General features: G+C 56.4%; 14 protein-coding genes. 6 read left to right on the top strand and 8 right to left on the bottom strand.

Annotation, left to right across the window (positions count from 1 at the left end; all coding sequences use genetic code 11):
• The first annotated feature begins 51 nt into the window (after positions 1 to 51).
• From manA to add, 3 genes are all read left to right on the top strand, one after another.
• Positions 52 to 1,236, top strand: coding sequence for a mannose-6-phosphate isomerase (gene manA, locus AC6I8J_RS08855; protein ID WP_497825268.1), 1,185 nt, complete (start codon positions 52 to 54; stop codon positions 1,234 to 1,236).
• 123 nt (positions 1,237 to 1,359) lie between these two features.
• Positions 1,360 to 2,859 (top strand): YdgA family protein, encoded by a 1,500-nt coding sequence (locus tag AC6I8J_RS08850; RefSeq protein ID WP_161732438.1) that lies wholly within the window; start codon positions 1,360 to 1,362, stop codon positions 2,857 to 2,859.
• 189 nt (positions 2,860 to 3,048) lie between these two features.
• Positions 3,049 to 4,044: an adenosine deaminase gene (add, locus tag AC6I8J_RS08845; RefSeq protein ID WP_161732440.1), complete on the top strand. Its 996-nt coding sequence runs from the start codon at positions 3,049 to 3,051 to the stop codon at positions 4,042 to 4,044.
• Positions 4,045 to 4,281: 237 nt separating this feature from the next.
• On the opposite strand, the gene AC6I8J_RS08840 is transcribed toward add, so the two are convergent.
• The 5 genes from AC6I8J_RS08840 to AC6I8J_RS08820 form a co-directional block, all read right to left on the bottom strand.
• Positions 4,282 to 5,328: an oxidoreductase gene (locus tag AC6I8J_RS08840; RefSeq protein ID WP_497825267.1), complete on the bottom strand. Its 1,047-nt coding sequence runs from the start codon at positions 5,326 to 5,328 to the stop codon at positions 4,282 to 4,284.
• A 101-nt stretch (positions 5,329 to 5,429) separates the two neighbouring features.
• Entirely contained in the window at positions 5,430 to 6,347 is a 918-nt protein-coding gene (gene araC / locus AC6I8J_RS08835) for an arabinose operon transcriptional regulator AraC (protein ID WP_003853440.1), read from the bottom strand.
• 76 nt (positions 6,348 to 6,423) lie between these two features.
• A complete protein-coding gene (gene araH, locus AC6I8J_RS08830) occupies positions 6,424 to 7,407 on the bottom strand; it encodes an L-arabinose ABC transporter permease AraH (RefSeq protein ID WP_013357784.1) in 984 nt (327 codons plus the stop codon).
• Positions 7,408 to 7,419: 12 nt separating this feature from the next.
• The gene (araG, locus tag AC6I8J_RS08825) at positions 7,420 to 8,940 is read right to left on the bottom strand and encodes an L-arabinose ABC transporter ATP-binding protein AraG (RefSeq protein WP_497825266.1); all 1,521 of its coding nucleotides are present in this window, start codon (positions 8,938 to 8,940) and stop codon (positions 7,420 to 7,422) included.
• Between the two features lie 99 nt (positions 8,941 to 9,039).
• Entirely contained in the window at positions 9,040 to 10,023 is a 984-nt protein-coding gene (locus tag AC6I8J_RS08820) for an arabinose ABC transporter substrate-binding protein (RefSeq protein WP_003853437.1), read from the bottom strand.
• Positions 10,024 to 10,388: 365 nt separating this feature from the next.
• On the opposite strand from AC6I8J_RS08820, the gene AC6I8J_RS08815 reads away from it, so the two are divergent.
• From AC6I8J_RS08815 to AC6I8J_RS08805, 3 genes are all read left to right on the top strand, one after another.
• On the top strand, positions 10,389 to 12,074 hold the full coding sequence (locus tag AC6I8J_RS08815; protein ID WP_480343826.1) for a ribulokinase: 1,686 nt from the start codon (positions 10,389 to 10,391) through the stop codon (positions 12,072 to 12,074).
• 12 nt (positions 12,075 to 12,086) lie between these two features.
• Positions 12,087 to 13,586 (top strand): L-arabinose isomerase, encoded by a 1,500-nt coding sequence (araA, locus tag AC6I8J_RS08810; protein WP_497825265.1) that lies wholly within the window; start codon positions 12,087 to 12,089, stop codon positions 13,584 to 13,586.
• A 618-nt stretch (positions 13,587 to 14,204) separates the two neighbouring features.
• Positions 14,205 to 14,672 (top strand): GNAT family N-acetyltransferase, encoded by a 468-nt coding sequence (locus tag AC6I8J_RS08805; protein WP_497825264.1) that lies wholly within the window; start codon positions 14,205 to 14,207, stop codon positions 14,670 to 14,672.
• A 36-nt stretch (positions 14,673 to 14,708) separates the two neighbouring features.
• Here AC6I8J_RS08805 and yjfF read toward each other — a convergent pair whose 3' ends face one another.
• The 3 genes from yjfF to AC6I8J_RS08790 are packed head-to-tail and all read right to left on the bottom strand — an operon-like array spanning position 14,709 to position 18,221.
• Positions 14,709 to 15,695: a galactofuranose ABC transporter, permease protein YjfF gene (gene yjfF, locus AC6I8J_RS08800; protein ID WP_161732452.1), complete on the bottom strand. Its 987-nt coding sequence runs from the start codon at positions 15,693 to 15,695 to the stop codon at positions 14,709 to 14,711.
• On the bottom strand, positions 15,692 to 16,708 hold the full coding sequence (gene ytfT, locus AC6I8J_RS08795) for a galactofuranose ABC transporter, ATP-binding protein YtfT (protein ID WP_253421811.1): 1,017 nt from the start codon (positions 16,706 to 16,708) through the stop codon (positions 15,692 to 15,694). Before ytfT ends, yjfF begins: the two co-directional genes overlap by 4 nt.
• Positions 16,701 to 18,221: a sugar ABC transporter ATP-binding protein gene (locus AC6I8J_RS08790; protein WP_161732456.1), complete on the bottom strand. Its 1,521-nt coding sequence runs from the start codon at positions 18,219 to 18,221 to the stop codon at positions 16,701 to 16,703. Before AC6I8J_RS08790 ends, ytfT begins: the two co-directional genes overlap by 8 nt.
• Positions 18,222 to 18,233: the final 12 nt, after the last annotated feature.

Here is an 18,233-nt window from a genome sequence, read left to right as displayed (position 1 = left end):
TAGTTTCTGCTTTAATAGCCGCAATAATTTCCCGTGATAAAGGGTTACACAATGCAAAAAATGAATAACTCGCTGCAAAATTACGCATGGGGCAGCAAAACAGCGTTGACTGAGCTGTATGGGATTGCCAATCCCGAGGGCCTGCCGATGGCAGAGCTGTGGATGGGCGCACATCCGAAAAGTCCCTCTATCGTGATGGATCAGGGCAGCGAGCGTTCGTTACGTGACGTGATTGATGCGGCGCCCGCCGCGATGCTGGGCGACGCGGTGGCACAGCGCTTTGGTGAATTGCCGTTTCTGTTTAAAGTGCTGTGTGCCGATCAGCCGCTGTCGATTCAGGTCCATCCCAGCAAACGTGCGGCCGAAGTGGGCTTTGCCCGTGAGAATGCGGCGGGGATTCCCCTGACGGCCGCCGAGCGCAACTATAAAGATGCAAACCACAAGCCGGAGCTGGTCTATGCGCTGACGCCGTTTCAGGCAATGAATGGCTTTCGCACGCTGACGCAGATGGTCTCACTGCTCGAGCCGGTTGCAGGTGCACATCCTCAGATTGCCCATTTTCTGCAACATCCCGATCGGGAGACGCTTGCTGCGCTGTTCTCGACCCTGCTGTCACTGAAGGGTGAGGCGAAATCGCTGGCGCTGGGCGTGCTGAAATCTGCACTTGATGCGCAGCAGGGCGAGCCGTGGGAAACCATCCGCATGATTGCGGCTGAATATCCTGACGACAGCGGCCTGTTTTCACCGCTGCTGCTGAATGTCATCACCCTGCAGCCCGGCGAGGCAATGTTCCTCTACGCTGAAACCCCGCACGCGTATCTGAAAGGCGTAGCGCTGGAGGTGATGGCCAACTCTGATAACGTATTACGAGCCGGTTTAACCCCGAAATATATCGATATCGACGAGCTGATGGCCAACCTGAAGTTTGAGGAGAAGCCTGCCAGCTCGCTGCTGACGGAGCCAGAGCAACAGGGCAACATGCTGCGCTTCCCGATTCCGGTGGAAGATTTTGCCTTTGCCATCCATAGCCTGAATGCAGAACCGCAATCGCTGGCGCAGCAGAGCGCTGCCCTGCTGTTCTGCATCGAAGGCCAGGCGGTCATCGCCAAAGGCGATCAGCAACTGACGCTAAAACCGGGTGAATCCTGCTTCATTGCCGCCAGCGAATCGCCAGTAACGGTCGCCGGTACGGGCCGACTGGCGCGGGTATTTAACGACTTAGGGCAGCGCGGCTGACGGAATCTCTGTTAACTGCTATTATTTCAACCTATTAGCTTTTAAACGCCTGCGGGCGTTTTTCTTCGGTCGCTGGGGTAAACCTGCGGCATAAGCGGACTCAAGGATAAGGACGAATCAGCAATGAAAAAGACCAATGTTGCCGTAGGTGTCATCATCGCACTGGGCGTAGTCTGGACTGGCGCGGCGTGGTTCACCGGCAAGCAAATTGAAAGCCACAGGGATGAGCTGGTGCAGAACGCCAATGCACAGCTGAACGCTTATGCCCCTAACAGTCGACTGAAGATCAGCTATCAGGACTATCAGCGCGGCGTGTTCAGCAGCAAGGTGAATCTGGTGGTTCAGGCCAATTCGCAGACGGAAGATAATCCGCTGCTTAAGCCGGGTCAGAGCATCATCCTGAATGAAACCATCGATCATGGCCCTTTCCCGTTTGCGCAGCTCAGGCATTTCAATCTGATCCCGAGCATGGCATCTGTTCATACCGAGCTGGCTAACACCGATGCGGTGAAGAAGCTGTTTGAGCTGACCGGCAATAAATCGCTGATTAACGCAGACACCCGCATCGGCTACAGCGGTGCTACCGATACCGCACTGCGTGTCCTGCCGGTTGATTATCAGAATGCGCAAACCGGTGAACGTTTTGCCACCAATGGTGGCACTTTCAACATCAGCGCCGATAATAAAGGCGATAAAGTGTCGCTGGACAGCGATGTGGATAGCCTCGCGCTGACCAGTAAAAATGAGATGGGCCAGCCGGTACTGTTCACTGTCAATGGTCTGAAGCTGAGCGGTAACACGCACCTCAGCCCCGAAGGCGTACGCATCGGCGATCAGTCGGTCGGTATTGAGAAGGTAAATGCCAGCATCAATGGTCAGGACGCCCTGACGCTGCACAAAATGAAAGGCACCTCCTCTTTCGACAACAGCGCCGGTAAAATTGGCGGCGATATCGACTACAAGGTTGAAAGCGTTCAGCTGCAGAAGCAGGACTTTGGTCAGGCAGCGCTGAAAATGAAGCTGTCACAGTTTGATGCGCAGGCGGTCAAAGCGTTCTCCGATCGTTATAACCAACAGATGCAGGAACTGCTGACCCAGCCTGGCGTTGCAGAAGATCCTATCCGCTATCAGGCAGGCATACATCAGATTCTGATGGCCAATCTGCCGATGCTGCTGAAAGGCTCGCCATCCATCAGCATCGCTCCGCTGAGCTGGAAGAATGACAAAGGTGAAAGCACCTTTAATCTGACGGCCAGCTTCAATGACCCTTCTGCTGTTACCGGTGAAGCCCAGACTCTGAGCGCTATGGTTGATCGGGTACTGAAAAGTCTGGACAGCAAGCTGGTCATCAATATGCCGATGGCAACCGAAACCATGCATAAAGTGGGTCTGGCTGAAGGTTATCAGGCCGACGACGCGCAGAAGCTGGCGGATCAGCAGGTTAAAGGTCTGGCGGCGATGGGTCAGATGTTCCGCCTGACTCAACAGCAGGATAACAACATCGTGACCAGCCTGCAGTACACCAACGGTCAGGTGAACATGAACGGCGACAAGATGACGCTGGAACAGTTTCTGTCCCGTTATATGCTGGGTATGCCGACCAGCGAAGGCATGCCGCAGTAAGCGCTGTCTTCCACCAAAGGCGACCTCCGGGTCGCTTTTTTTATGCCTGACCGCTGCGGAAGTGAGTTTGCCCGCCAGTTATGGGTAATTAAGCAGCATCCGGCGCGGCTGTTGCGCAAATAGCTGGCGCTGTTGCGCAAGATATTTTTATAATGCTCTGCACTTCACCGACAACTCAGCGAGTGCGCCATGATCGATTCTAAAATTCCTCTGACTGATATTCACCGCCACCTTGATGGCAACATTCGTGCACAAACCATTCTTGATTTAGGCCGCCAGTTTAATCTCGCCCTGCCCGCATCAACCCTGGAGACGCTGCGTCCGCATGTGCAGGTTGGCCAGAATGAACCTGATCTGGTGAGCTTCCTGCAGAAACTCGACTGGGGCGTGAAAGTGCTGGGCGATCTGGATGCCTGCCGCCGCATTGCGCAGGAAAATGTCGAAGATGCCGCGCGCGCGGGCATTCATTATGCTGAACTGCGTTTTTCGCCCGGTTATATGGCGATGACCCACAATCTGCCAATTGCCGGTGTGGTGGAAGCGGTCATTGACGGCGTGCGCGCAGGCCGTCAGCAGCACGATATCGACGTGCGTCTGATTGGGATTATGAGCCGGACCTTTGGCGAAGATGCCTGCCTCAGCGAGCTGGAAGGTCTGCTTGCCCACCGCGATCATATCACTGCGGTCGATCTTGCGGGTGATGAGCTGGGCTTCCCGGGCAGCGAGTTCCTGAGTCACTTTACCCAGGCGCGCGATGCCGGTTTCCGCGTTACCGTGCATGCGGGCGAAGCAGCTGGTCCGGAGAGCATCTGGCAGGCGATTCGTGAGCTGGGCGCAGAACGTATCGGTCACGGCGTGAAAGCGATTGAAGATCGCGCGCTGATGGATTTCCTGGCGGAGCACCATATTGGTATTGAGTCCTGCCTGACCTCCAACATCCAGACCAGCACCGTGCCTTCACTGGCGCAGCATCCGCTGAAGACCTTCCTTGAGCATGGCATTCTGGCGACCATCAATACCGATGATCCCGCGGTTCAGGGCATTGAACTGGCGCATGAATATCATCATGCCGCACCGGCTGCCGGTCTGAGCGCGGCACAGATCCGTCAGGCGCAGGAGAATGGTCTGACGATTGCCTTCCTCAGCGACGCTGAGAAAGCGGCTATTCGCGCTCGCGTGCAGTAATCCTGAAGCGTAGCGACAAAAAACGGGCCGGATAACCGGCCCGTTTTTATGGTAACGAGGTATAGATCTTTTCGCTATGGGACCGAGCCTGCGCAAAGACTACGGTCAGATGGGACGCTTTCCTCTTCTGACCGTAGTCCCTGCGCGCTAAACAGATTTATTGCTGTCTGATTCACGCTACTTTGGGCTTGTTAGCAATCTGACAGGCTGGTACCCAGCCCGTATTACACCTACAGATTAAACGCGCTTCAGCGACAGCGTCTGGCGTTTTTCGGCGGATTGCAGACCCAGTTCGATCAACTCCATCACCTGAATCGCCTCTTCCGCCGTTACCGGATTATTACCGCGTCCGGCAATCGCATCGCGGATGCCTGCATAGTAAGCAGGATAGTTGCCCGGCTGGGTCAACTGCGTGGTTTCGGTCAGGGAGTCGCCCTCAACCAGCGTCAGTGTGCCGTCGCGCATGTCATAGCCCCAGTCTGCCTGCGGCGGGAAATCACCTGACTTCAGGCGATCTTCCTGCGGATCCAGACCATATTTGACGTAACTGCCGCGCGTGCCGTGGACGGTATAACGCGCAGATTCCGCTGCCACCAGCATGCTGGCGTGCAGCACGACGCGGCGCTGCGGATAGGTCAGCGTGGCGTGGAAGTAGTCGGTGGTCTGCGCACCCGGACGCATTTCGGCCAGATCGACATTGATGGCGACCGGCGGGCCAAACAGCTGCAGCGCCTGGTCCAGCAGATGCGGTCCCAGGTCATACCAGATTCCGCTGCCTGCGCCCTTCATTTCACGCCAGCGATTACGCACTTCCAGACGGAAACGGTCAAAATGCGATTCGAAGTAGCGCACGTCACCCAATGAACCTGCTTCAAGCAGGGATTTCAGCGTCAGGAAGTCACTGTCCCAGCGTCGGTTGTGGAACACCGACAGCAGCACCCCTTTGGCTTTCGCCAGCGCATCCAGCTCACGTGCCTGTGACAACGTCACGGTAAACGGCTTATCGACCACCACATGTTTACCGGCGTTCAGCGCCGCTTTAGCCAGCGGGAAGTGGGTATCATTAGGGGTAGGAATAACAATCAATTGCAGAGTCGGGTCGTCCAGCAGCGCCTGAGGATCGGCCACCACCTTTACGGCGGGCCAGTCGGCGTGAACTTTGCTGGCGTCGCTACTGGAAATGGCGGCCAGTTCGACGTCCGGCGTTCCCGCAATCAGCGGGGCATGAAACGTTTTACTGGCAAAGCCGTAGCCGATCAGACCAACACGTAATTTATCGCTCATTTGGATTCCTCTCAGAGCCTGTATGGCAGGCTCTTAGTTGATAACCTGATTGATTTAAGACTATTAACCAGGTGAGGACAAGGCGGAATCCCCCGAAAAAACTAGGAGATAGCACTTCGCGCCAGGGGCCAGGCCGTCTGCGCCGCCAGGCTGTCGTGCGCATCCTGATTGCGACGGCGGAAGTCGCTGGGACTGACGCCAACACGCTTGCGGAATACCCGTGAGAAGTAGAGCTGGTCATCGTAACCCACTTCACGCCCTACCGAGGCGATAGGTTCCTGGGTAGTCTGCAGCAGCAGTTTAGCGCGGATAACGCGCTGATCTTCACGCCAGCGTAGCAAATTCACACCCATCTGCTCGCGGAACAGGTGCGCCAGCCGCGACGGTGAAAGACAGACGTGACGTGCCACCTCTTCAATCTTCACCTCGCTGGCGAGATGGTTGGTCACATACTGGCAGGCTTCAATCACGCGCGGATCGCGGATTAGCTGATGGCTGCGCGGATCTTCTTCAACGGCGCGCAGCAGCAGTCGCTCCAGCAGGTTCATCGCCAGCTCTTCCGCAAAGCGACGGCCCGAGTTATGGGTTTGTTCGATACTGGCAAACAGGCGGTCGAACTCGCCGCGCAGCGATTCCGGCAGCAGCAGTCGTCCCACGCCCTCCTGCTCATCCTGCCAGCGCAGCCAGTCGTGCCAGTAGGCGCGTGGACGGAAATAGACCCAGCGGTGGAACCACTGCGGGCTGTCCGGCGCGCGGCCATAATAGTGAGCGGTTTTTGGCTGAAACAGCAGCATTTCGCCCGGTTCGCAGTCAAATGCCCGCTCGCCGTCGAATACCCGCCCTTTGCCTTTGATGGTGAGGTTCAGAATGTAACCTTTCATGCCGTGCGGGCGATCGATAAAGAAATCGAGCGGGCCATCAGCGGTGATGGGCGTCAGCCCCGCCACCAGCCAGGCATTGAATGAATAGCCCGGCAACAAGGGGTTTTGCTGCTCGGCCGGTAATTCGCGGTGATACATAGCGTCCTCACTCAGTCTGTTATTGTTCGGATAGCCCGCAGAGACCTTTGCCTCTGCGGGCCAACGGCTCGATCAGTCAGGCTTTTTTCTGTTTGTAACGGTCAAAAATCACCGCAGCTAACAGTATCAGACCGCGCACCACATACTGTGAGAATGGCGAGATATTCAATAAATTCATCGCATTCTCGACGGTGCCGAGAATTAACACCCCTGCCACCACGTAGGAAATCTTGCCGATGCCGCCTTTCAGTGACACGCCGCCCAGTACGCAGGCAGAAATCACCACCAGCTCATAGCCGATGGAGGTCATTGGCTGACCACTGGTCATACGTGACGCCAGGATGATGCCCGCGGCCGCCGAAACCAGACCGGAAAGAATGAAGATGATGATACGGGTTCGCACCACCGGCACACCGGCCAGTCGCGCGGCCTCTTCATTGCCGCCAATCGCCAGGGTATTACGGCCAAAGGTGGTTTTGTTAAGCAGGAAGCCGAAGATCAGCATGGTAGCCAGCGTCAGCCAGATGGGCGCAGGCACGCCAAGCCAGTTGGCAAAACCGAGTTCAAAGAAGCGCTCATCTTCAATCCCGACTGCTTTACCGTCAGAGAAGATATAAGCCAGGCCGCGCACGATTTGCATCGTCGCCAGCGTGGTGATCAGCGCATTGATCTTGAGTCGGGCAATCACAAAACCGTTGATAAAACCGGTGATCATGCCGAGCACCAGACCGGCCGCTACACCAATCCACAGGCTTTCGGTCATGTTGATCACCACGGCGGTCACAACACCTGCACAGGCGATAACTGACGCAACCGACAGGTCAAAATCCCCGGAGGCCAGACAGAACAGCATGCCGCAGGCGACCATGCCGGACATCGACATCGCCAGCCCTAAGCCTTTCATATTGATAAACGAGCCGAAGTTCGGCACAAAAATCGCACAGACAATAAACAGCAGTGCAAATACCACCAGCATGCCGAAGTTGTCCCAGATGCGACCTAACTGCAGGCCGCCGCGTGAAGCGGGCTGCGGCGTATTTGAGGTCGTGGATGAAGCCATGATGATCTCCTGTCAGGCCACGGCGGCCGCTTGAGTGGTTTTGGGCATCGCCAGGCTCAGCGTCTGCTGCTCCGTGGCGTCGTCGTGCAGCAGTTCACCGGCAATGGCACCTTCACGCATTACCACGATGCGGTCGGCCAGGCCCATGACTTCCGGTAAATCGCTTGAGGCGAACAGCACCGCAATACCCCGGTTCGCCAGTTGATAAATCAGGTTGTAAATTTCATGTTTGGCACCGACATCGATGCCGCGCGTTGGCTCATCCAGCAGGATCACTTTCATATCCTCAGAGAGCCAGCGTCCCAGAATCGCCTTCTGCTGGTTACCGCCGGAGAGGTTCATGATCAGCTGGTCAGCGCTGGGCGTTTTGATGTTCAGCGAGCGGATATGACTGTCGGCGTTTTTGTTTTCCCAGCCGTTTTTAATCAGACAACCGGCGGTGAGATTGTGACGACGGGCGCTGATGTTGATGTTGTCGCGCACCGAGTGCACCGGAATAATGCCTTCGGCTTTGCGGTCTTCCGGACAGAGCATGATGCCCGCGCGGATGGCATCGATCGGCTCCCGCAGCGGCAGCGGTTTACCGTCCAGGATCACCTGACCGCCGCGCAGCCGCGTGCCGCCAAATAATCCTTTCAGCAGTTCACTGCGTCCGGCTCCGACCAGGCCAAACAGCCCGACGATTTCACCGGCATGAACTTTCAGCGAAATTGGCGTCCGCACGCCCTTCGCTTCAACCTTGTCCAGCTCCAGCCGCACTTCGCCTTTGGCCCGCGGTGAGTAGCCATAGATATCACCCAGGTTACGTCCCACCATCGCCTGCACCAGATCGTCATGATGAGTATTGGCCATGTCAGTAAAGGTCCGCACGTAGCGACCATCTTTGAAGACGGTGATGGCATCGCTGAGGGCAAAGATCTCCTCCATGCGGTGAGAAACGTAGAGCACCACCCGGCCCTCCTCGCGGAGCTGGCGGATGACGCGGAACAGGTTGTCGATTTCACGCGCTGACAGGGAGCTGGTTGGCTCATCAAAGGCGATAATGCGCGCGTTGCGCGCCAGCGCTTTGGCAATCTCCACCATCTGCCACTGCCCCAGCGACAGGTATTTCAGCGGCATATCGGGATCGATATCCATGCCGAGATTTTTCAGCTGCACGCCCGCCTCAAAGCGCATCAGCTTACGATTAACCAGCCCGTGCTTGTGCGGAATCTGACCGAGGTAGATGTTCTCCGCCACGCTCATTTCCGGTACCAGATGCAGCTCCTGGTAAATAATGGCAACGCCCGCGTCCAGCGCATCTGTGGTGCGCTGAAAGCTCATTGGCTTGCCTTTAATACGAATCTCACCGCCGCTCGGCTGATAACTGCCGCTGAGTATTTTTAACAGCGTCGATTTGCCTGCGCCGTTTTCGCCCATCAGCGCATGGACTTCACCGCCCCGGCAGTTGAAGGAGATATCCTGCAACGCTTTCACGCCCGGGAAGGTTTTACTGATGCCATGAAACGACAGAAATGCTGAATCAGTGTTCATGTTGGTCCTCACTCTTTCGCGCCACCGGCCTGTTACGGCGGGCGGCGCGAAATCGGCTATTAAGGATGCCAGGCTGCGGACAGCCCGACAGGCTCAGGGTTACATCAGTCCTTTTTTCGCCAGTTCAGTTTTGAAGTTGTCACGGGTGATCAGCACCACATCGGTAACTTCGGTGAATTTCGGTGGCTCTTCACCTTTGCTGACCCAGTTGTAGAGCATCTGGCTGCTTTTATAGCCATGGATATCCGGGCTTGGCAGCAGCGAACCGTAGAAGCCAGTCGCCTTGTCTTTCGACAGTTCACTGATGGCATCGACGCCGTTGATGCCGATACCGATGACGTCAGCCGCTTTAAAGCCCTGGCCTTCGGTGGCACGCACGCCGCCCAGCACGGTGTTGTCGTTCATGCCGACAATCAGCCAGTGTTTAACTTCAGGATGCTGCACCAGCAGGGAGTTACCTGCGTCAAACGCGCCTGGGATATCGTTAGATTTGGTTGGCACCTGGTAGATCTGCGCTGCCGGGAAGCCTGCGGCTTTGATCGCGTCCATTGAGCCGCCGGTACGGCGACGTGCGGTATCAAGTTCATTCGCGGTAATCGCCATCACGCCAGTGGTTTTTACATCCCAGCCGCGTTTCTGCATCTCTTTATAGAGTTCCTGACCCTGACGCTCACCAATTTTGGTGGCCGCCATCATCACCAGTGGCACGGTGTCCATGGGTTTACCTTTCGCGGTGACGAACTGGTCATCCACAGCGATGACTTTCAGACCATAGCCCCGCGCTTTTGCCATGATGGCAGAGCCAAGTTTCGGATCGGGGGTACAGATAACAAAACCTTTCGCGCCATTGGCCGCCAGGCTGTCGATGGCATTCAGGGTTTTTTCACCATCCGGCACGGCAATTTTGATGACATCAAAGCCAAGATCTTTGCCCGCTTTGTCGGCGAATTTCCATTCAGTCTGGAACCAGGGTTCCTCTGGTTGTTTGACTAAAAAACCCAGCTTCATGGTCTCGGCGATAGCGGATTGTGACATAACCGCTGCCAGGCCGATGGCCGCGAATGCTTTAGTGAATTTATGCATGATGCTCTCCGGTACCAGGTTATTTTTCGCTGCTAATAACGAATTGGTGTAAACGCTACCAGTTAATTTTCTTATGTGGGTACAGCCATAAATCAGTGCGTTAGGCTGGCATGTGCCGACAGACTGTCCAGACGCTGGGCTAGTTTTAGCGGTATTAGCGAAGAAAAATGTAGAGCGGTATCACACATTAAAATCACGACAAAATGATCCATATATTCAGCAAATTTAACCGGACCTTAACTTTTGCAATGGATCACAAAATCACTGCCGATGACAGAAAAGTGCATATTGTCAGCCAGCGATGACTAACTGATTTGGCGCGCCGAACCCAGGATACAGGAGTTAACTAACTACAGGAGATTCCGATGCGTGCTGGAGCCATCACCCTTGGGCTGGACTTTGGTAGTGATTCGGTGCGTGCGCTGGCCGTAGATTGTCATAGCGGCAAAGAGCTGCAGAGTGCGGTGTGCAGCTACCCGCGCTGGCAGCAGGGCTTATACAGCGATCCGCACACTAACCGTTTTCGTCACCATCCACAGGATTACATCGACGCGATGGAGCAGGCGCTGCTCGGCGTGCTGAATGCACTGAGCGACGATCAACGCGCCGCCGTAGCCGGCATTGGCGTTGACAGCACCGGGTCAACCCCGGCGCCAATTGACCGCGACGGCAACGTGCTGGCGCTGCGCCCCGAGTTCGCGGAGAACCCCAACGCGATGTTTGTGTTGTGGAAAGATCACACGGCGATAGAAGAAGCAGAAGAGATTAATCAGCTGTGTCACAGCGGCCGCTTCCAGGATTACAGCCGCTATATCGGTGGCATTTACTCCTCGGAGTGGTTCTGGGCGAAGATTCTGCACGTGTCGCGTGAAGATGCGGCCGTACGTGAGGCCGCGGTCTCCTGGGTCGAACTGTGCGACTGGGTACCCGCCCTGTTAAGCGGCACGACCGCGCCAGATAAGCTGCGCCGTGGCCGCTGTGCGGCCGGGCATAAAGCGCTGTGGCACGGCGACTGGAACGGCCTGCCCGATGTCGATTTCCTTAATGCGCTCGACCCGCTGTTAACCCAGCAGCTCGACTCCCCGTTATTCAAGGATACCTGGACCGCGGATCTGCCGGTCGGCACGCTCAGTCCGGAATGGTCACAGCGTCTGGGCCTGATGCAGACCGTCACGCTCTCCGGTGGCGCGTTTGACTGCCATATGGGCGCAGTCGGTGGCGGAGCTAAACCCTATACCCTGGTGAAAGTGATCGGCACATCCACCTGCGACATTCTGATTGCTGACGCAGATAAAGTCGGCGATCGCGCTATTAAAGGCATCTGTGGTCAGGTCGATGGCAGCGTCGTGCCAGGCGCTATCGGACTGGAGGCGGGTCAGTCTGCTTTTGGTGATATCTACGCCTGGTTCAGCCGTTTACTGGGCTGGCCGTTACAGCTGGCGGCGCAGCAGCATCCTGAGCTGAAGCCTCAGCTGGCTGAGATGCAAAAGAATCTGATTAAGGATCTGACCGAGGCCTGGGCTGCCAATCCGCAGCTCGACCATCTGCCGGTGGTACTGGACTGGTTTAACGGTCGCCGCACGCCAAATGCCAATCAGCGGCTGAAAGGGGTGATTACCGACCTGAATCTGGGCACCGATGCCCCCGCGCTGTTTGGCGGTCTGGTCGCGGCAACCGCGTTTGGCGCACGTGCCATTATGGAGTGCTTCGAGCAGCAGCAGATTCCGGTCGAGAGCATTCTGACACTCGGTGGCATCGCGCGGAAATCCCCGGCGATTATGCAGGCCTGCTGCGATGTGATGAACCGCCCACTGGATATCGTCGCCTCTGACGAGTGCTGTGCGCTGGGTGCGGCCATTTTCGCCGCCGTCGCCGCCGGTGTTCACGCCAGCGTACCGGATGCACAGCAGGTCATGGCCAGCCCGATTGCCGTGACGCTGCAGCCCGATCCGGCGCGCGTCGCCCGCTATCAACAACTTTATCAACGCTATCAACAATGGTGCGTGACGGCAGAACCACAATACGCCGCCCGCCCCGCTTCCGCTAAGTGAAGGAGTGGTTTTATGGAACAGTCAAATAACTACAGCGTGTGGTTTGTCATCGGCACGCAGCACCTCTACGGGCCGGAGACATTACGCCAGGTTGAAGAGAATGCACGTCAGGTCGTCGAGGGGTTGAATCAGGCCGGTTTACCCGTGCGTCTGGAGCTGAAACCGCTGGTGAAGTCACCGGATGAAGCCCTGGCCCTGTGCCGCGACGCCAACTATGACAAGCAGTGCGTCGGGATCATTACCTGGCTGCACACCTTTTCCCCGGCCAAGATGTGGATTGGCGGCCTGAGCGTGCTGAATAAGCCGCTGCTGCAATTCCATACCCAGTTCAATGCGGAGATCCCGTGGGACAGCATGGACATGGACTTTATGAACCTGAACCAGACCGCGCACGGCGGCCGTGAGTTCGGTTTCATCGGCGCGCGCATGGGCCTGCAGCACAGCGTGGTGACCGGTCACTGGAAAGACAGCGCCAGTCAGCAGCGTCTGGGCAACTGGATGCGTGCAGCGCTGGCAAAACAGGCCAGCCAGCAGCTGAAAGTCGCCCGTTTTGGCGACAACATGCGTGAAGTGGCCGTGACCGAAGGCGATAAAGTCGCTGCACAGATTCAGTTCGGCTATTCCGTGAATGGCTGGGGCGTCGGCGATCTGGTTGAGGTGATCAATGGCGTCAGCGATGGCGACGTGAATGCACTGATGGACGAGTACGAAAGCCTTTATCGCTTTACTGATGTCGCTGCGTCTGGCGGCGAAAAACGTCAGAACGTGCTGGATGCCGCGCGCATAGAACTCGGTCTGAAGCGTTTCCTGGAAGCGGAAGGCTGCCACGCCTTCACCACTAACTTCCAGACGCTGCACGGCATGACGCAGTTGCCCGGTCTGGCGGTTCAGCGTCTGATGGGTCAGGGTTATGGCTTCGCCGGCGAAGGTGACTGGAAAACCGCTGCGCTGCTGCGCATTTTCAAAGTGCTGGCAGGCGATCGCAAAGGTGGCACCTCATTTATGGAGGATTACACCTATCACTTCTCACCGGGCAACGATCTGGTGCTCGGCTCGCACATGCTGGAAGTCTGCCCGTCGATTGCCATTGAAGAGAAGCCATTAATCGATGTGCAGTTCCTCGGCATTGGCGATAAAGCCGACCCGGCGCGCATGATTTTCTCCACGCCAGCGGGCCGTGCGGTTAACGCCAGCGTAATCGATATGGGTGACCGTTTCCGTCTGCTGGTTAACGTGGTGGATGCTATTGAGCAGCCAAAACCGCTGCCGAAGTTGCCGGTTGCCCGCGCACTGTGGAAAGCGCAGCCTTCACTGGCGACCGCTTCCGAAGCGTGGATTCTGGGCGGCGGTGCGCACCATACGGTGTTCAGTCAGGCGCTGACGCTCGACGATATGTATCTGTATGGTGAGATGAATGATATCGAAGTGCTGGTGATTGATGAGCACACCACCTTGCCAGCATTTAAAGACGCGCTGCGCTGGAATGAAGCGTATTACCTGTTGAAACGTTAATAGGTGATTGGTGCTGCCTTTCTTTGATTGGTAGCGTGCCTAAGTGATTAAAAAAGACCGACGCAGGAATTAATTCCGCGTCGGTTTTGATAAAAACTGTGCTATTCAGTCGGGAATGGCGGGCGTTACGTAAAGTCGCCGTAAATACATCCCTGTAGGCTCGGCCGCCGCATCCATGCGGCGGACGCTTTACTCCACTGCCCGCCATCCCCTCCTTTTTGTTGAGTCTGAGCGAATATTTCAAAGCTCAGAGCATCAAGCGTATTAGCAATAACTTCATGCGTCAGATGTTTCACTCAACCGCCTACGATTCCTTCCTTTTTGATAGCTCAGTGCAAGTTGTTAAAAGCCATGATCAAACCCAACCGGGAAGGAATGGTATGCCTGAAGAGCAAAGCGTCCGCGCCAGGGATGGCGCGGCCGATCCGCATGGATGCGGGAATTCTTTGCGATCAGGCATACCTTTCCTGACCTTGCACACAAATCCCATAGCGATTGTATTTCCGGACATACAAAAGAGCGCTTTAGTCTTTGCTATAACGCTACTCTTTCATCATCTTGCACTTTCTCCCACCAGCCTGTATCGCTACATACCTGATAAAACAAGGTGCCATCGCCATGCAAATTACCGTTCTGAACCAACATCCCGACTACGCCCCACAAACCGCAAAACTGCTGCACACTGAATGGTCACATCTTCCTGCATGGTCGGATCATCACACTATCCTTACGCGTTTAACAAAACGGAATCAGACCGGCTCGGCGGAATTAACTCTCGTCGCCACATCGGACGGTGAAACGGTTATCGCGACCTGTAGTGTCATCCGTTATGAACTGGACGACATCGCGGTAAGGGAATACTGGATAGGTGAAGTGGTGACGGACAAGAAATACCGGGGCCGGGGCGTGGCGAAAGCCTTGATCCAGCAGGCGATTGTCCGGGCAAAACAACAGCAGATTGGCGAGCTCTGGCTCTATACACCCGATCAACAGGCATACTATCAGCGTTCAGGATGGCAGGCGGTGGAACAGCGGCAGGTAGCGGGTGAAGCGGTCACGGTGATGGTACTGCATCTGGCACAATAAATGGCGGCTCCTGAGAGCCGCCATTCAGCCATTTATTCAGGTAGGGATTCGCTTAACCGGCGCGTTCTGCTGACGATCCCAGATCACCGTCAGTAACCGCTGCAGGGCGATAAACGCAAATAGCAGGATCCCGATGGCGATCTTGGTCCACCACGAACTCAGCGTGCCGTCGAAATTAATCCAGGTCTGAATCAGTCCCTGAATCAGCACGCCAAACAGCGTGCCCAGCACCGTACCGACACCGCCCGACAGCAGCGTGCCGCCAATCACCACCGACGCAATCGCATCCAGCTCCACACCCAACCCGGCCAGCGCATAACCTGCCGAGGTATAGATCGAAAACACGATGCCAGCCAGCGTCGCCAGCGTGGTGGAAAGCATATAAATCTTAATGGTGGTGGCTCGGGTTGAAACACCCATCAACTGAGCCGACGTCATATTGCCGCCGATGGCGTAAACCCGGTTACCAAACCGCGTGCGGTGCGCCAGAATAATCCCGCCCAACACCACTACCAGCATAATCACCGCCAGCAGACTAAGACGCCCTCCGCCCGGCACTTTCCACGCCAGACTGGAAAGCAGGGTGTAAAACGGATGATCGATAGGAATCGAGTTTTCCGACACCAGATAACTGCAGCCGCGCAGGAAAAACATCCCCGCCAGAGTAATGATAAAGGCCGGGATCTTCAGCGCATCGATCAGCCAGCCCATCATGGCGCCGAACAGCGCGCCCAGTGACAGAATCAGCGCAAACGCCAGCAACGGATCGACATGGAAATCGCCAATCGCCCGCGCCAGGAACACGCCGGTAAAGGCAATGACTGCGCCAACCGACAGATCGATACCACCCGACAAAATCACAAAGGTCATGCCGACGGCGATAATCCCGAGGAAGGCGTTGTCGGTCAGGATATTGCATATCACCCGGGTAGAGGCAAAGCCGGGAAACTGACTCAGACAAAACAGGTAACCCGCCACAAACACCAGCAAGGTGATCATCAGCGGAAGATGACGTTTAATCATGTCGGGCGTCTCCGTTTCAACATCGCAATAAACCGCGGTGACTGCAGCAGCAGCACACACATCACTACTACCGCTTTCACCACCTGATTCAGCTCCGGCGGGAAGCCAGAAAGCAGAATCCCGGTATTCATCGACTGAATAATCAGTGCGCCAATCAGCGACAACACCAGATTAAAGCGGCCACCCATCAGCGATGCACCGCCAATCACCACGGCGAGAATCGCATCCAGCTCCAGCCACAAACCGGCGTTATTGGCATCCGCACCGCGAATATCCGCCGCAACAATCAGACCCGCAACAGCGGCACAGACGCCACTGAGCGCATAGGTGGACATCACCACCAGCCAGCCCGTCACGCCCGCATTGCGGGCAGCGCGCAGGTTAATCCCCACCGCTTCGATAAACAGACCCAGCGCGGTCTTGCGCGTCAGCAGCCAGACGGCCAGCGCCACCACCAGCGTGATCCAGACCGGGACCGGCAACATCCACAGCGAGCCGTTACCAAACCAGCCGAGACTGTCACTGTCGAATGTCACAATCTGCCCCTGCGTAATCAGCTGAGCGATACCACGCCCGGCGACCATCAGAATCAGCGTGGCAACAAACGGCTGAATACGCAGCAGCGCCACCAGCACCCCATTCCATAACCCACAGGCTAAACCGGTTCCCAGCGTGCAGAGAATAATGAACGGCACACCGTGTCCGGCGACGGTCAGTGTGGCGGCGGTCGCGCCCGCTATCGCCATCACCGCACCCACGGAAAGATCGATGCCGCCAGTGGCGATCACCAGCGTCATGCCAATTGCCAGCAGGGCAACCGGGGCCGCACGATTAAGAATATCGATCGGGCTGCCGAACAGGCGACCATCCTGCAGGTGCACGGCAAAAAAGTTATTGGCTACCAGACTGTCGATCAGCAGCACCAGCAGCAGCGCGGCGATTTGCGGCATCCCTGGCGGAAACTTCAGCTTACGACGTGGTGGTTTTTCAGATGTCATAGGCGACTCAAGCATGTTTTGCTCCTCCGTCCGCGATAGCATTGACGATCGACGCCACCGAAAGCTGCTCCAGCGGAATTTCTGCCACCTGCTTCAGATCGCGCATGATCAACACCCGATCGGCATAACCGACCAGCTCTTCGAGTTCAGAGGAGATCACCAGCAGCGCCAGACCATCGGCGCACAGGGATTCAATTAAACGGATAATCTCGGCGTGTGCGCCTACATCAATGCCGCGCGTCGGTTCGTCGAGGATTAAAAACTGCGGTTTAGTCACCAGCCAGCGCGACAGCAGCACCTTCTGCTGGTTGCCGCCCGATAACAGCTCTACCGGCTGCTCGGCGTGTGGCGTGCGAATGCCCAGGCTCTTAATAAAACGGTCAGCAATCGCCTGCTGCTCGCGCTTCTTAATTGGCCTTAACCAGCCGCGCTGCGCCTGCAACGCCAGAATAATATTTTCGCGAACGGAGGCTGCGCCAATAATCCCATCCGTCTTCCGATCCTCCGGGCAAAATCCCATGCCAAGTTGTGAGGCTTTCGCCGGGTTGGTAATGCGCTGCACTTTGCCTTTGATCTTCGCGGTTCCGCGATCGGCCCGACGAATACCAAACAGTACTTCAGCGGTTTCTGTGCGGCCAGATCCCAGCAGCCCGGCCAGGCCGACGACTTCACCAGGACGCACCGCCAGGTTGAAGGGTTCGATGGTGCCCTTCCTGCCGTAATCTTCAAACGACACCACCGGCTGATTACTGCGCAGCGTGCTGCCCTGACGCTGTAATGCAGTCTCCAGCAGTTCGCGACCCAGCATCAGCTTAATCAGCTCAATCTGCGGCAGCGTGGCGGTATCGCGGGTGGCGATAAACTGCCCGTTACGCAGCACGGTAATCCGGTCAGTAATGCGGTACACCTGGTCGAGAAAGTGGGTCACAAAAATCAGGCTCATCCCTTTGGCTTTTAGCTGCGCCATTAGGGTAAACAGCATTTCGACTTCGCTGGCATCCAGACTCGCGGTTGGCTCATCGAGGATGAGCACCTGCGCCGAAAGATCCACCGCGCGGCAGATGGCAATAATCTGCTGCATCGCCACCGAGTAGTGGCCCAGTGGGCGCGTCACGTCGAGGGAAAAACCGTAGTTCCGCATCAGCGCATCGGCATCGCGTACCATGCGGCGACGGTCGATCATGCCAAAGCGACGCGGCTCACGACCAATATAGAGGTTATCTGCCACCGACATGTTCGGCAGCATATTCACTTCCTGATAAACGGTACCGATGCCCATCTCCTGCGCCTGCGCGGTGTTATGCGGGGTAATCGGTTCACCATTGAGGGTAATCGTTCCGGCATCACGGCTGTAAACACCGGTCAGCACTTTTATCAGGGTCGATTTCCCCGCACCGTTTTCCCCCAGCAGCGCCATGATCTCCCCTTTGCGAATATCAAAGGAAACATGACTCAGCGCTTTAACGCCGGGAAACCCTTTGCTGACGCCGCTGATGGATAACAGCGGTGTTTCATTTTGCGTGGTCATTCTGCTCACTCC

It is taken from the genome of Pantoea sp. X-Soil-ISGK-355, from assembly GCF_059730805.1.
This window is presented reverse-complemented; position numbering and strand designations above follow the sequence as displayed.

Excerpts from the sequence above, each read along its gene's own strand:
- manA (WP_497825268.1), top strand. The coding sequence starts at position 52 with ATGCAAAAAATGAATAACTCGCTGCAAAATTACGCATGGGGCAGCAAA.
- AC6I8J_RS08850 (WP_161732438.1), top strand. The coding sequence starts at position 1,360 with ATGAAAAAGACCAATGTTGCCGTAGGTGTCATCATCGCACTGGGCGTA.
- add (WP_161732440.1), top strand. The coding sequence starts at position 3,049 with ATGATCGATTCTAAAATTCCTCTGACTGATATTCACCGCCACCTTGAT.
- AC6I8J_RS08840 (WP_497825267.1), bottom strand. The coding sequence starts at position 5,328 with ATGAGCGATAAATTACGTGTTGGTCTGATCGGCTACGGCTTTGCCAGT.
- araC (WP_003853440.1), bottom strand. The coding sequence starts at position 6,347 with ATGTATCACCGCGAATTACCGGCCGAGCAGCAAAACCCCTTGTTGCCG.
- araH (WP_013357784.1), bottom strand. The coding sequence starts at position 7,407 with ATGGCTTCATCCACGACCTCAAATACGCCGCAGCCCGCTTCACGCGGC.
- araG (WP_497825266.1), bottom strand. The coding sequence starts at position 8,940 with ATGAACACTGATTCAGCATTTCTGTCGTTTCATGGCATCAGTAAAACC.
- AC6I8J_RS08820 (WP_003853437.1), bottom strand. The coding sequence starts at position 10,023 with ATGCATAAATTCACTAAAGCATTCGCGGCCATCGGCCTGGCAGCGGTT.
- AC6I8J_RS08815 (WP_480343826.1), top strand. The coding sequence starts at position 10,389 with ATGCGTGCTGGAGCCATCACCCTTGGGCTGGACTTTGGTAGTGATTCG.
- araA (WP_497825265.1), top strand. The coding sequence starts at position 12,087 with ATGGAACAGTCAAATAACTACAGCGTGTGGTTTGTCATCGGCACGCAG.
- AC6I8J_RS08805 (WP_497825264.1), top strand. The coding sequence starts at position 14,205 with ATGCAAATTACCGTTCTGAACCAACATCCCGACTACGCCCCACAAACC.
- yjfF (WP_161732452.1), bottom strand. The coding sequence starts at position 15,695 with ATGATTAAACGTCATCTTCCGCTGATGATCACCTTGCTGGTGTTTGTG.
- ytfT (WP_253421811.1), bottom strand. The coding sequence starts at position 16,708 with ATGCTTGAGTCGCCTATGACATCTGAAAAACCACCACGTCGTAAGCTG.
- AC6I8J_RS08790 (WP_161732456.1), bottom strand. The coding sequence starts at position 18,221 with ATGACCACGCAAAATGAAACACCGCTGTTATCCATCAGCGGCGTCAGC.